Raw genomic sequence first — 12485 nt, 5'->3', positions numbered from 1 at the left:
CTTCCGTGGCCGAGGCCCACAGGTGTTCCGAGCCGTACGGTGCTAGCCTGAAATCCTCATATCCCGATCCGGGAAAGCCCGTCACGGGCCGCGCAGTCCGCGCCAATCATCACCGTCCCTCGGAGGGGAAGCGCCGGCCGAATAGCGCCAGTGCCACTCACTGCGAGGAATCGTGCAATGAAATAAGAAGACTTGACCTCCATTCAGAGGAGAAAGGCGCAGGGAATGCGCGAGGGGCTGCAATCCGTGGACGTTTTCCAAACCGTTTCACAGATTGCAAGGCACTTCGACGAGGCATGCGACTGGGACGAGGGAGCCATCACCTTGGCCACGCTGCTGGATCGAACCGGATGGAGCCGAGCCGAGCCCGTGGAGACCGTCCACCGCGCCGAACTGCCGGCCGGAGTACTGCGGCACGTACGCGCGGTACTGGCCGCCGACGGATCGGCCGGCTCCAAAGAGGCGCTGGGCCTGCTTCCCGAAGCCTGATCGGTTGCCTGCCGAACAAGACGCCGGGGCCCGGACCGGGTCACGGTACTCGCCGACCTGCCGCCGGTCGAGTACTGCGGGCCGGACGGATACGGCCCGGCCAGGCGGGGCGACGGGGGAACAGACCGACTTCGACGCCGCCTTACTCAGGGGAGTGCTGCTGCGATCGGACCGAACACCACGCCCCCGGCCTCGGCGCAGGAACCGGTCGACCCGGCGATCCGGCAGGCGCGGCGGCGCTGACGGGCCGACCGCGCCGGACTGCCGCCGGCCCCTGGTCGGGCCACTGCTGGCCCGCCCGGACTGACGAAGCGGGGGGTCTCCTACAGCATGCTGTAGGAGACCCCCCGCTTCGCTCCGACACTGCTCAGGAGGTCGGTGCACCTTCCGGCCCAGGGAGATCACGGTTCCTCGCCTTGGAACCGTTTCGAGGAAGGAGGTCTGCCTCCCAGTGGGCAATCTGTCTGGAGACCTCGCTCCACGCCGCGTGCTCGGGAAGACCGGCGCTCTCGATCAGCTCCCGCACCTGCGCAGCGAACCGCAGGGCTTCTCGACCCCGGCCGTCCTTGAGCGCGAGCCGGGTCCTGCTCACCAGATCCGCCCCTGGGCCCTGGTCACCGATCGCGCGTCGCTGCGCGGTCACCAGGACCGGCAGCGCCTTGTCCAGGAGCGCCGTAAGTGTCCTGTCGGACCACATGTCCAGGCGGATTCGTTCCACGAGCCTGATGATCACGAGGAAGCCGCCGAGGACGAGGACTCCGTGGGCGGTCTTCAGCCACCAGGTCGGAGTCGCGGTGTCGACGTCGAGAGCGCGGTAGAGCGCGGGCGCCCCGATTCCGACGGCGGTCCCGGTCGCGAGCAGGATGACCCTTTGGGGCGTCCAAGTGGGGTCTGGAGGATTCCTGCCACCAGTGAGTCGGGCGAACGCCACCGCGGCACAGGCGAGTGCAATGAGCACTGCGCCGGTGGCCGCGAAGCCGGTCAAGAACATTTCCCACCCCTTTTGCTTCCCGCCCTGTTCCCAGCGCGGACCTGCCGCACAGGCGAACTTTCGTTCGGATTCAGACGCGCACCCTACCAACCGGCCCGCCGCCCCAGCCAGGCGGAGATGATTGCGCAGGGGGCAACTTCGGCGGCGAGGACGTCGGCGCCGGGCTGCGCGGGCCGCCGCAGATCGCTGACGTCGGTCTGGCACCACCAGGAGATGAAGTCCTGCCCGGACAGGGTGCCAGCGGCCGGGGTTCCCCGTCGGATGCAACGGGCGGAGCGCGGTGCGGACGGGGGGCGGTGAGGGTGGGAGGGGCCGAACCGCGACCGCCTTCCCCCTGCAACGCTCCGTCGAGCCCGTCGGCTTGCTGCGATGGCCCGGTCCTGCGAGGCCGCGTACGTCGTGGCCGATCCCGGAGGTTCCGTGCTCCTGCCGGGCAGCCGCCCGGCGGGTGAATTCCGGGCTGTCGTCCACTGCCACTGCATCGGGCCGAGGCGGGTGCCCGCCACGGCGCAGCGCTGCACTGCGGCCCAGTTCATGGGGCGGGCGGTGTCAGGAAGTCGGGATGAGCGCTGTCGACTTCTTCTCTGATCCGCGTCCGGCGTTCCGTGAGGCGGATCCTCCTGCGCTCACTCCCGAGGAGGAGCAGGCGGTGGAGCGCTTCTGGCTGGAGGCGCTGGAGCGCCAGCCGGCGTTCTTCGACGGTCCTGCGGTGGCGTGCCTGGGAATCGAACGGGAGTTGCCGGACAGGTTGACCGTGGTCTGGGTCCGGTCCAGCTACCGCTACCGGGTGCTGCGGAAGGTGGCTGGGGCGTCCTGGAGGCCGGCTTCGCTGTTCGCCACGGTTCTCCAGCCTGTCTGCGGGGGCGGATTGGTCGTTGGGCGGGGCCTGCCTGGATTGGACACGGTGTGAACGGGTCGGAATCGGACTCGACCGGAGTGGTGGCGCCGGACCGCCGCACGTTGGTGCTGGAGGCGTTCTGCGCGACCCACGGCCGGGCCTGGACGGCCTTCGCCCGGGCCCGCGGGCTGACGCCCCGGCAGGCGGAGGCGGTCACCGAGGCGCTGCGCGAGCGGTTGGCCGCGTGCCTGGAGGAGGTGATGGGCACCGCCGTGCCCGCCGCGGAGGCGTGGAGGTACCTCAAGGAGGAGATCGCCGCCGCCGCGTTCGCAGCGCCCCCGCCCGGGCCGCTGTGGAAGGAGGCCGTGCGGGCCGCCCTGGAGCGGATGCGGATCAACCTGGGCATCTGGGTCGACGAGTACGGCACCTACGAGGCGATCCTGGGCCTGCCGGAGCGCCAGCAGGAGGTCATCGTGCTGCGGTACATGCTCGACCTGCCGTCCGCCACGATCGCCGAGTACCTCGACACCACCGTGGAGAACGTCACCGCCCTCGCCTACCGCGGGCGCAACCGCCTGGAGCAGAAACTGCGGCGAAGGAGCGGCCGGTGAGCACACGCCCCGAGGTTCTGGGCCCCGTGCCGCGGGTGGTGCTGGAGCGCCGTGTGCGGCGCTCGGCGGCGCCGGACCCCTACCCGGCCGCGCACCGCCAGGCCCGGCACGAGCTGCGGCTGCTGTGCACGCTCGTCGTCTCCGACCCGGCGTCCGCGTCGGGCCTGGCCCGGCTGGTCGACTCCGATGTCGACCGCGCCGACGGCGCGCTCGTGCTGGGCGCCCTGCTGCACCTGGCCGGGTACGAGGAGGGTGCCCTGTTCTGGTGGGGTTTCGCTGCCGGCCTCGGCTCGGCAACCGCCGCGTCGTGCCGGTGGCTCCACCACCAGGCGCTCGGCGAGCTGGCCGACGGCGAGTTGTGGCGCCGCCGGGCCGAGGAACTGGCCCGCGAACCGTGCACCGGGCAGGAGGGCGTCCCGGAACGGTCGCCGGTGGTGCCCAGGACGGTGCGCACCGCCCTGCTGGCGGCGAGCATGGAGGGGCTGGACGTCACGCTGCCGCCCCGCCTGGCAGCGGTTCTCAAGAGCCTGCCCGTCGACACCGACGACGAGGAGTACCCCGAGGTCCCGCACTGGCACCCCGACCTCCCTCTCCGCTTCGAGACCGCCGCCATGAGTCTGTGAAGACCGGTGTGCCCGGACGGAGCCGCCGCCGGGCGCTGCCCGCCGAAGCAGCGCGCCACGGTGATCCGCTGCCTGCGTCCGCCGGGGCCGACCTGCAGGCCGAAGCCGGGCACACTGCTCCCCGGGCACTCCGCGAACACCGCCGGCAGCCGCGGCCGGCCTGCGGCAGCGCACCTTCCCGAGCGGCCCCGGCAGAGGAAACCCCGGTCCCGGCCTATGGGCGTCCACAGGCCGGTACCGGCACCCGGCGGGGCCCGGCGCTGCCGGCGGCGGTCGGGCACGGCAGCCTGCTGGCATGATCGTCGCATGGTGGAGCGAATCATCGGAGCATGCGACGGCGCGGCCAAGGGCAACCCCGGCCCGGCCGGATGGGCCTTCGTCGTGGCGGACGGGGCGGGCGAGCCGCAGCGCTGGCAGTCCGGCGCCCTGGGGCACAGCACCAACAACGTCGGGGAACTGACCGCGCTGGAGCGGCTGCTGGAGGCCACCGACCCGGCGGTGCCGCTGGAGGTACGCCTGGACAGCACCTACACCCGCGACGCGGCCACCAAATGGCTGGCCTCCTGGAAGCGCAACGGCTGGAAGACCGCCGGTGGCAAGCCCGTCGCCAACCGCGAACTCATCCAGCGCATCGACGAGTTGCTGACCGGCCGGGACGTCACCTTCGTCTACGTGCCCGCCCACCGCGTGGACGGCGACCCGCTGAACGCCATCGCCGACAAGGCCGCCGGCGACGCCGCCCGCACCCAGCAGGCTGCGGCTGGAACGTCCGCCGACCTGCCCGTGCCCGACCCTGCGACCGGTACCCCGCGCAAGGCCCGGTCCGCCGCCAAGGCGAAGCCGGGCACCGCGGGCGGACGCTCCTTCCCCGCCCGCTACCCCGGCACCTGCCCCTGTTCCCGCACCTACGGCAAGGGCGAGACGATCACCAAGGTGGGCGCCGGCTGGGGCCACCCTGCCTGCGCCCCGGCCCACGCCTGACCTCTTCGGCCGAGGCAGTAAGCGCCCCGCAGACAATCGGCCCTCTGCGGTACGCCTGGGCCGGGAAGCCGGCACCGGCCGTAGACGGGACAGGACGGCCGGAGTGTAGCGATGGCCTCCGTCCCGCCGCCCGTTTCGTCGGAACCTGCGGAGTGTCTACGCTCCTGGGCATGGACATGGGTATGGACGAGCGGGTCCGGTTCGGCGCGCGGGTCAGGGAGCTGAGGAAGTCCCGGGGGCTGAGCATCGCGCAGCTGGCGGGCAGCGGGATGTCCACGTCCTACCTGTCGAGGGTGGAGACCGGGGCCCGGCCGCCCACCGACCGGGTCGTGGACCATCTCTGCGAGGTCCTCCGGATCGAGCGCGACGAGCTGTTCGCCGACCGGTGGACGGTGGCCGAGCAGTTGGCCGTGGCGGTGTCGGCAGGGGATCCGGGGCTGCGGGCCCGGGCGCTGCGCGAGGTGCTGGCGGGCCCGGCGGAGCCTGCCGAGCGGTTCCACGCGCTGTGGCAGCTGGCCGAGCACGAGGACACCACTGATCTCCTCGCCGGCGCCGTCCGGGCCGCCGACGACAGCGGGGTGGAGCACCTGCGGGCCCGGGCCCACGCGGCGCTCGCGCGGCACCTGCGCGTCCTCGGGCAGATCCACCCGGCCCGGGAGCACGCCACCACCGCGCTCCGGGTGCTCGACGCCCACCCGGACCTGCCCGCCCCGGACGCGGCCACGGTCCTCATGGCCCACCTCAGCGTCGCCGCGGAAGCCGGCGAGGCGCCCCGCCCGGCCGTCCGGGAGCGGGCCCTTCACCTGGAGCGCCTCGCTGGCGAACTCCCGCCCGTGCTGCGGGCGCAGGCCCGGTGGACGCTGGCGGCCCTGCACGCCTACGCCGGCGACCACACCGGCGCCAGTACCTCGCTCGCCCTCGCGCTGGAGGCCGCCGACCTGCGCGAGGACCTGGTCCTGTGGGTGCGGCTGCGGTTGGCCGGCGCCCGCCTGCACCTGATGGCGACCCCGCCCGCCACCGCACAGGCCCGCCAACTCCTCGCCGAGGTCCGGCCGTTCCTTCCCGCCGTCCCCGCCCGCCACGAGCACGAGCACACGGCCCTCGACGCCCACCTCGCAGCCGCCGACGGCCACTGGGACCGGGCCGGGCACAGCGCAGCAGCAACCGGCGCCAGCCGGCTCGCACCACCGGACCGGCTGCGCCTGCGCGCCCTCGCCGCCGGCACCCGGCTCGCCGGCGGCGACCGGACGGCGGCCGCCGATCTGCGCCACCTGGCCGACACCGCATCGGACTCGGGCGCGCGGCACACCGCCGACGAGGTCCTCCACCTCGCCCTCACCGCGCTGGCGGGTCCTGCCGCTCAACACACGCGGCCCTGACCACCCGCCCGCCCGGCTGCTCCGCTCGGTGGGCTTGAGTGCCCGTTTCGGCAGCCTCGGTGCGGCAGGCGGCCCCGGACCGCGGCCCGAGCCAACAGCTGTGGGAGCCGGGAGCGGGGTTGCCGTCCCGGCCCGATGGTGGAGCCGGGGTCAGCGCCGCCGTGCGGCCGGGGAGCGGTGGGGCGTGTCGCGGCGGCACCGCAGGCCGCCGGTCGCGGAAGCTGTCCCGGAGGCATCCGCGCAGTGCAGGGTGGAGTACTCGGAGGGCGCTTCGGCGCGGCCGCTCACCATGGTCACGAGGTGGCGTCGATGCGGTCCAGGACGACGAACAGGGAGCGGAGCCGGTCGGGCCCCAGGCGCCAGTGCCCGACGGCCTGCGTGATGTCGTCGTACTCGTCCGGTGTGCCGAAGTCGGCCCGCAGGTACCGCCAGCAGGCGGCGACCGGATCGGTAGGGGCCTCCAGGAGATGTCCGGCGCGCCGGAGCAGGGTGTCGAACCGGCCGATGACGGGCCCCGGTTCGCTCCGGCTCTGCGGCAGCTGCCCGGCGAGCACGCGGACCGCTCCGGAGGGGACCTTCTCGACGGGGGTGCCGCCGGCCTCGGCCAGCAGGTAGTACGCCAGGGCCAGGCCGGCCGTCCCCTCGATCCACTGCGTGGACAGTCGGCCGCCGACGTCGTCGGGCTCCCGGTCCCGCACCGGGCGGACCTCGGCCAGGGCCCGCTCCCACGCTGCCGCCCAGCTGTGCGGGCCGCCGCTCCCGCGCAACTGGGCGGTGAGGTCGCGCAGGGCTCTGGTCGCCGTCATCAAGGACGCTCCGTTCGGGGCGGGGGCGGTGTGCGTCGCGGGACGCACCGACGGGTGAATCTACCCGGGCCCGACCGCGCAGGACAGCCGATCGGCAACGATCCGCTCCCGGCCGCCCCGCCGGAGGAACGCACTCGGCCCGCACGCACCGGCCGGCAGAGCGCCTGCCGGAAACCCCCGGTGCCGGCGGCTTCTTGACGCCATGATGTCCCGGTGGAGACCCAACGCGCCTACCAGTACGCCCGCTGCGCGGCCGTGCTCGCCGCAGACCTCGATGTTCCCGGCCAAGAGGCGACCTACGACCAGGCCCTCACCAACGGGCTCGTCGCCATCGTCGCCCGGCAGTGGCCCGGGCAGGAGCAGGACGGCAAGGGCTTCGTTTTCCCGGCCGCGGCGCTGCTTCGCACCATTGCGGACCGTGCGGTCGCGCAGCCGGACGGCACCCACCTTGTGGAGTGGACCGATGCTGCGGGGAGGCCGGGGGCGACCCGTGTCGACACGGCTGTTCTCCGCGAGGGCATCGGAGCAACCCAGGCGTCCCGCCACGGCCGGGCGGCGGGGGCCCTGGAGCGTCGGCATGTCGACGCGCTCCTTGCTCTCGACAGCCACCCGGCCCTCGGCCGTATCCGCGAGGTCGAGAGCGACAGCCAGTGGCTCGGCGCGGAGATCCGCGACCGCTACGACCAGCAGCGGGCCGCGGACTACCTTGCCTTCATCGGCGACGACGAAGCGGCCCGGCGCGCCGAACGTGCCCCCGACCTCGCCGAGCCCTACCACCCCAAGCACAACCCCGATCGGGAAGGCACCGAACTCGAACTCTGCCGGGTGTGCGGATACAGCGCCTTCAAGCTCCGCTTCCCCGCGGAGTTCCCCGACACCGGCTTCGGGGCGTGCCTGGTGTGCTCCTACGCCCGTTCCGCCGACGTCTCCTACTACCTCGCGCTGACCGCGCAGATCGCCGGCACCCTGCCGACCGACTAGGAACGGAAGATCGCGCCGGTCCGCAGCGGCGGTCACTGCCGGGGAAGGCGGCGCGGCGGTCCCCGCACCTGTCGGCGCCGCGCCAAGGCGCCGCCCGGGTCGGGCGGGCAGACATGGGGCGACTATTCGACGCAGGGGCGGTTCCGATCGTTGGGACCATCGCGCGGCCGGGCAGCAGCGGGCCGTTGTGCGGCAACCGGCTGCGCCCGGGCGGACGGAGCCGCTACCGTTGCCCCGATCGCGGCGACCACGGGGGCAGCATGGAGAACTTCTTCGACGCCAAGAAGCTCTGGCCCGATGCAGGCCCCTACCCGCACTTCCTCGTCCTGCTGGGCGAGCATCCTGCCTACCGGGCGTTCGCGGATGCCCACCGGGACCTGCTCGCCGAGTACGGGGAGCAGCTCGGCGCGGTGCCGCCGCGGTGGCTGCACTCCACCGTCCAGGGCATCCACCACCCCGTCGACGAGGGCCGGATGGATCTGCTGCGCGAAGCCGCCCGGGCACAGTTCCGGGGGGTGGGGCCGTTCACGGTGCAGCTCGGCCCGACCTGGCCCGGTATCACCGCGGTCACGGTGGCGATGTACCCGGAGGCGGGCATGGCCGAGCTGAACCGGAGGGCGCGGGCCGCCGCCGAGAGCGTGCCCGGCATCGTGCTGCGGCCCGCCGAGAGCCGGTTCTGGGCCCATTCGACGATCGCTTACGCCCGGGCCGATTTCGACAGCCGCAAGCTGAACCGGGCCCTGCGCTCACTGCGGCCCGAGCGGGTGGAGGTCACTGTCGACCGGGTCCACCTGGTCGACCAGCACCAGGATCCCCAGCGCGGCACCTACACCTGGGACATCGTCGAGGAGTTCACCCTCACCGACTGACGGGCCGTCAGCAATCCCCATTTGCCGCCTCAGCAGCGGTGCGGGCGGTCGGCCTGCCTCCGCACGGTCCCGCACAGCCGTCCCACGCCCCGCATCGGGACGCAGAAACCGCGCGGGCCGGAGCGGCAGGGGCCCCGCGGCAGCCCGGCCGTCAGCCGACCGCTCGCCGCCCCCTTCCCGGCGGTTACGGCACCACCGACCGGGTTTCCTCGCACCGCCTGCGCGCCTGCGGGTAGATTCCCGGCATGACTTACCGAGTGGTCCGCCTCCCCCCGTCCGTAGCACCGGCCACGGTCACCGCCACCGGGCCCAGCAGCACGCACCTGGACGAGGACGGCGTCACCACCGTCCGGTTCGAGGGCGTGCTGGAGGTCGACGGCACGCCGCTGTACTCGCCCTCCCAACTTCTGGAGTTGTGGCATGGCGGTGCATTGCTCGGCTACCACGACATGAATCGCCAACTGGCCGGGGGCGACGTCGTCCCGGCGGACGTGAAGACCCAGATGGTCGCCTACGAAACCGCCTTCGACACGGTGACCAAGTGCAGGAAGAAAGGGGCGACGGACGCGGATACCGCCGAAGTTCTGCGCCTGCTCCTGAAACACTCCCCGGACAGGGCCGCTGGCATGACCTCCCGGCACCGGAAGGAGTTGGGTCAGACGGCCCAGTTCCTGTCCCAGCTGATCGAGGAGTGGGAGAAGGCGCTGCCCTTCGACTGGATCGACGACCCGGAGGAAAGCGAGCGGCCGTAGCCGGGGGCGCGGGCAGGCAACGCCAGCCCGGCAGTTGATCCTCCTTCACCCACCGCTCGCCCCGTACCGTGCGGCCTACCACCCGGTACACGCCGTACCCGTCGGCGCCGGACCGCACCGGCTCCCGGCAGCGGCGACGGGGACGGGCGGACAGCAACGGGTACCGGCCGGGGGACGGACACCGGCTGCCCCGCAGCCGGAGCCGGCCGTTCACGAGTGCGGCGCGTCGATCATCGGGCGTGATTGGTCGAAAGTCCTCACGGGCGGTGTAGGAAAGTTCTAGCGTGGGGTGATCACCGGGCCGATCGGAGCCCGGAACGGGGATGGGCTGAGGCAGGCGGTGGGAAGGGGAGACCGGGTGCACGGTGCAGCGGAGGTGCGGGCAGCCGCCTGCCCGGCGGGGGGCGTCACTGCCCGGCAGCGGGCGAGGTAGGCGCCGGTGGAGCAGTTCCGCCCCGTCTTCCGCGGCAGGCCGTGGAGCGCCGACCGGCTCGGACCCGGCATGGGCGCGCGGGCCCTGCACGTGTACGCGGTACCGGACTTGAGCGTCGACCGGGACCTGGCCGCGCTGGTCGCCGGGTGCCGCGAGGCGATGGCCGGCCACCCCATCCTCCCCGCCCCGGACGAGTTCCTGCACCTGACCCTGGACATGGTCTCCGCCCGCTACAGCGACCTGATCGGCGCCGCGGACCGCGCCCGCCTGACTGCCGCGCTGCAGGCCCGGCTGGCGCACACCGACGCGTTCACCGTGACACTGGGCTCGCCGCTGGCGGGCCGCGCCGGCGCGCTGCTGGACATCCACCCGGACACCGACGTCGACGCACTCCACCACCGGATCCGCGAGACCGTGGATGCCGTCGTCCCCAGCGACCTGCACCACCTGGTGCCGCCCGTGCACATGAGCCTGGGCTACTCCTACGACAGCGGCGACTCCGACCGGCTGCAGTCCGCGCTGCGCCGGGTCCGCCCCGGCCACGCGACCATGACCGTCACCGGCGTGCAGCTCGTCGACGTCCTGTTCCGGCAGGTCCCGGCCCCGGGCGGCCGCCGGGCGTGGGAGCTGTCCTGGAACACCCTTGCCACGATCCCCCTCAGGAGTGCCTCGTGCAACTGACCGTGATGGTGCAGAACCTCGGCCGCGGCGCCGTCCTGGACGGCGCCGGCAACAGCGAGAACCGATGGCCGCTGCTGCTCGAACGCATCGCCGCCCACCGGCCGGACCTGGTCCTCGCCCAGGAACTGGAGCAGTGGGACCGCGACGGCATGAAGCTGCTGTGCCAGGCCGAGAAGGACCTGGACATGGAGGGCCTGCTGCCCCCGAGCGACAGCGGCCGCGGGCCGGGCCTGCTGTACCGGCGCGAGACGATGGGCCGCCGCACCGCGTGGAAGTGCGACGACAACGCCCGCGAGACCCACCACGGTTTCGGCGTGGCGGCGTTCGACATCGGCCTGCCCGCCCCGCTGGCGGTCGCCTCCGTCCACCTGACCCCGTGGGGCGCGGACAAGGCCGTCGTCGAGGCGCAGTACGTGGCCAGCCGCGTCTACCGCTACGGCCCCTACGCGATGGCCGGCGGGGATGTGAACTACAGCCCGGCGGAGTCGTGGCCGGAGCCGGAGTACGGCAACCAGAAGCCCTACAACCGCGGTGCCCGCACCCTCCTGGGCGACCCGGAAACGGCAGGGCCTCCGCAGGCGGACCGGCGCGTGGCGTGGAAGCTGCGCCAGAACGGACTGCACGACGCTGCCCGCCTCGTCCACGAGCGGACCGGGGACGCGTCGGTCCTGGCCAGGACCGGCACCGACGACCGCATCGACCAGCTGTGGGTCTCCTCCCCGCTGGCTCCGGCCGTGGTCTCCTACCAGCTCCTCGACACCCCCGCGGGTGCCTCCGACCACCACGGCCTGGTCGTCGTCCTGGACACCGCGCTCGTGGCCACCGACAACCCTTGGACGTACACGTGACCGTGCTGGGCCCGGAGCCCGTGATGAGCGCGATCGCCCTGGACGCCGCCCACCGGAGGCTGCACCCGGACCGCACCGTGACCTACGGCGTCAGCGAACCGTTCGGAACGGACCCGGGGCACGTGTGGTGCTGCTGCCGGGTTCCCGAGCCGGCCCGGAGCACGATGATCGCCGTGCACGAGGCCGGGCACGCAGTGATCGGCGTCGCACTCGGCCTGACCCTGGACAACCTGTCGATCGGTGGCCGCACCGAATTGGAGGGCGGCTGGGCCGACAGCGGCGGGGCGGGATTCAAGGCCGAGGGCGAGGCGCAGTCGATGGGGGCAGCCATGATCGCGGGCCACCTGGCGGAACAGCAGTGGGCGCACCGGCACGGCTACACCCATCCGGAACTGGACCGCTGTCGCACCTACTTCGGTGCCGCCGGCGACTGGGCCGTGATCGAGCACATCCGGGACCACGGCCTGCTCGTCGACAGCGACCGGGCCGGCGCGGACGTGCGGCGCCTGCTGGACCAGCCGCCGTTCCAAGGCGCAGTCACCGCGGTGGCCGCCATGCTGATCGAGCACGGCAGTGGCACCCACGACCAGGTCGCCCGGATCCTCGACGACCACCACGTCACCACGCCGCAGATCTGGCAGCCCTCCCAGGCCGAACTGATCGCCCACCAGCGCACCTGGCAGCCACCCGGCCCCCGCCGAACAGGCGGTGCGATGCCCGGCGGCACCGTACCCCAGGACCAGGCGCGCCCCGGTACCGGAAGCCCGGCCGCTCCAGGGCCGGCACAGGTCCATGCCACTGCCCGGTCGGCCGCCGTGGACGGCGACGGTCCCACCGGCCGGGCCGACGGGACCGGACCGGCACCGCCGGACACGAGGGGAACGCCAGCGGCGTGAGCGACGACTACAGCAGCCCGCAGGCCAGAGCAGCACCCGGTTCCCGGATCATGTGATCAAACGCATCGGACGGATGAGCGCGATGGCGACCTGCCTGGCCGTCGTCCATCTCGATCGGGAACCGGACACGGTCACCGCGTGAGAACGCGCAGCACCTGGGCCCGCCGGCCACGGTCGTCGGCCGGCCAGGCCCGGTCCCGGAGCTGTGGGACTAAGACCGTGTCCTATGTGGTGAGGCGGGTCAGGCGTTTGTAGCAGCAGAGGGTGGCGGCGAGGCCGAGGAAGGCAAGGTAGTTGCGGGGGTCGC

At 73.1% G+C, this 12485-nt stretch carries 14 protein-coding genes; 12 read left to right on the top strand and 2 right to left on the bottom strand.

The window, feature by feature from the left end:
* Positions 1-192 precede the first annotated feature (192 nt).
* Positions 193-489, top strand: a complete 297-nt coding sequence (locus ACIOHG_RS30560; RefSeq protein WP_400955408.1) for a hypothetical protein — start codon at positions 193-195, stop codon at positions 487-489.
* A 367-nt stretch (positions 490-856) separates the two neighbouring features.
* Here the strand turns inward: ACIOHG_RS30560 and ACIOHG_RS30555 are convergent, their stop codons facing one another.
* On the bottom strand, positions 857-1480 hold the full coding sequence (locus tag ACIOHG_RS30555; protein ID WP_400955407.1) for a hypothetical protein: 624 nt from the start codon (positions 1478-1480) through the stop codon (positions 857-859).
* A 562-nt stretch (positions 1481-2042) separates the two neighbouring features.
* Between ACIOHG_RS30555 and ACIOHG_RS30550 the strand changes: the two genes are divergently transcribed.
* The 5 genes from ACIOHG_RS30550 (at position 2043) to ACIOHG_RS30530 (ending at position 5912) form a co-directional block, all read left to right on the top strand.
* Entirely contained in the window at positions 2043-2390 is a 348-nt protein-coding gene (locus ACIOHG_RS30550; RefSeq protein WP_400955405.1) for a hypothetical protein, read from the top strand.
* On the top strand, positions 2387-2929 hold the full coding sequence (locus ACIOHG_RS30545; protein WP_400955403.1) for a sigma-70 family RNA polymerase sigma factor: 543 nt from the start codon (positions 2387-2389) through the stop codon (positions 2927-2929). Before ACIOHG_RS30550 ends, ACIOHG_RS30545 begins: the two co-directional genes overlap by 4 nt.
* Positions 2926-3552 carry a hypothetical protein gene (locus ACIOHG_RS30540; RefSeq protein ID WP_400955401.1) on the top strand — a complete coding sequence of 209 codons (627 nt, stop codon included), beginning with the start codon at positions 2926-2928 and terminating at the stop codon, positions 3550-3552. The genes ACIOHG_RS30545 and ACIOHG_RS30540 overlap by 4 nt, the downstream gene beginning before the upstream one ends.
* Before the next feature lie 306 nt (positions 3553-3858).
* Positions 3859-4533, top strand: a complete 675-nt coding sequence (locus ACIOHG_RS30535; RefSeq protein WP_400955400.1) for a ribonuclease H — start codon at positions 3859-3861, stop codon at positions 4531-4533.
* A gap of 170 nt (positions 4534-4703) precedes the next feature.
* A complete protein-coding gene (locus ACIOHG_RS30530) occupies positions 4704-5912 on the top strand; it encodes a helix-turn-helix domain-containing protein (protein WP_400955399.1) in 1209 nt (402 codons plus the stop codon).
* Between the two features lie 293 nt (positions 5913-6205).
* Here the strand turns inward: ACIOHG_RS30530 and ACIOHG_RS30525 are convergent, their stop codons facing one another.
* Positions 6206-6718: a hypothetical protein gene (locus ACIOHG_RS30525; protein ID WP_400955397.1), complete on the bottom strand. Its 513-nt coding sequence runs from the start codon at positions 6716-6718 to the stop codon at positions 6206-6208.
* Between the two features lie 213 nt (positions 6719-6931).
* Here ACIOHG_RS30525 and ACIOHG_RS30520 point away from each other — a divergent pair, with 213 nt between their 5' ends.
* The 6 genes from ACIOHG_RS30520 (at position 6932) to ACIOHG_RS30495 (ending at position 12178) form a co-directional block, all read left to right on the top strand.
* Positions 6932-7699, top strand: coding sequence for a hypothetical protein (locus ACIOHG_RS30520; RefSeq protein WP_400955396.1), 768 nt, complete (start codon positions 6932-6934; stop codon positions 7697-7699).
* 260 nt (positions 7700-7959) lie between these two features.
* Positions 7960-8568, top strand: a complete 609-nt coding sequence (locus tag ACIOHG_RS30515) for a 2'-5' RNA ligase family protein (RefSeq protein ID WP_400955394.1) — start codon at positions 7960-7962, stop codon at positions 8566-8568.
* 245 nt (positions 8569-8813) lie between these two features.
* The gene (locus ACIOHG_RS30510) at positions 8814-9320 is read left to right on the top strand and encodes a hypothetical protein (protein ID WP_400955392.1); all 507 of its coding nucleotides are present in this window, start codon (positions 8814-8816) and stop codon (positions 9318-9320) included.
* A 439-nt stretch (positions 9321-9759) separates the two neighbouring features.
* Positions 9760-10434, top strand: a complete 675-nt coding sequence (locus ACIOHG_RS30505; RefSeq protein ID WP_400955390.1) for a 2'-5' RNA ligase family protein — start codon at positions 9760-9762, stop codon at positions 10432-10434.
* Positions 10425-11282 carry an endonuclease/exonuclease/phosphatase family protein gene (locus tag ACIOHG_RS30500; RefSeq protein ID WP_400955388.1) on the top strand — a complete coding sequence of 286 codons (858 nt, stop codon included), beginning with the start codon at positions 10425-10427 and terminating at the stop codon, positions 11280-11282. Before ACIOHG_RS30505 ends, ACIOHG_RS30500 begins: the two co-directional genes overlap by 10 nt.
* Positions 11267-12178, top strand: a complete 912-nt coding sequence (locus tag ACIOHG_RS30495; protein ID WP_400955386.1) for a hypothetical protein — start codon at positions 11267-11269, stop codon at positions 12176-12178. Before ACIOHG_RS30500 ends, ACIOHG_RS30495 begins: the two co-directional genes overlap by 16 nt.
* The last annotated feature ends 307 nt before the right edge of the window (positions 12179-12485 follow it).

Origin of the sequence: Kitasatospora sp. NPDC088134 (genome assembly GCF_044741705.1) — a bacterium.
Taxonomy (GTDB): Bacteria; Actinomycetota; Actinomycetes; order Streptomycetales; family Streptomycetaceae; genus Kitasatospora.
This window is presented reverse-complemented; position numbering and strand designations above follow the sequence as displayed.

Bases quoted from the DNA above. Each gene is read 5' to 3' on its own strand.
- ACIOHG_RS30555 (WP_400955407.1), bottom strand. From the start codon at position 1,480: ATGTTCTTGACCGGCTTCGCGGCCACCGGCGCAGTGCTCATTGCACTC.
- ACIOHG_RS30550 (WP_400955405.1), top strand. From the start codon at position 2,043: ATGAGCGCTGTCGACTTCTTCTCTGATCCGCGTCCGGCGTTCCGTGAG.
- ACIOHG_RS30535 (WP_400955400.1), top strand. From the start codon at position 3,859: ATGGTGGAGCGAATCATCGGAGCATGCGACGGCGCGGCCAAGGGCAAC.
- ACIOHG_RS30530 (WP_400955399.1), top strand. From the start codon at position 4,704: ATGGACATGGGTATGGACGAGCGGGTCCGGTTCGGCGCGCGGGTCAGG.
- ACIOHG_RS30525 (WP_400955397.1), bottom strand. From the start codon at position 6,718: ATGACGGCGACCAGAGCCCTGCGCGACCTCACCGCCCAGTTGCGCGGG.
- ACIOHG_RS30515 (WP_400955394.1), top strand. From the start codon at position 7,960: ATGGAGAACTTCTTCGACGCCAAGAAGCTCTGGCCCGATGCAGGCCCC.
- ACIOHG_RS30510 (WP_400955392.1), top strand. From the start codon at position 8,814: ATGACTTACCGAGTGGTCCGCCTCCCCCCGTCCGTAGCACCGGCCACG.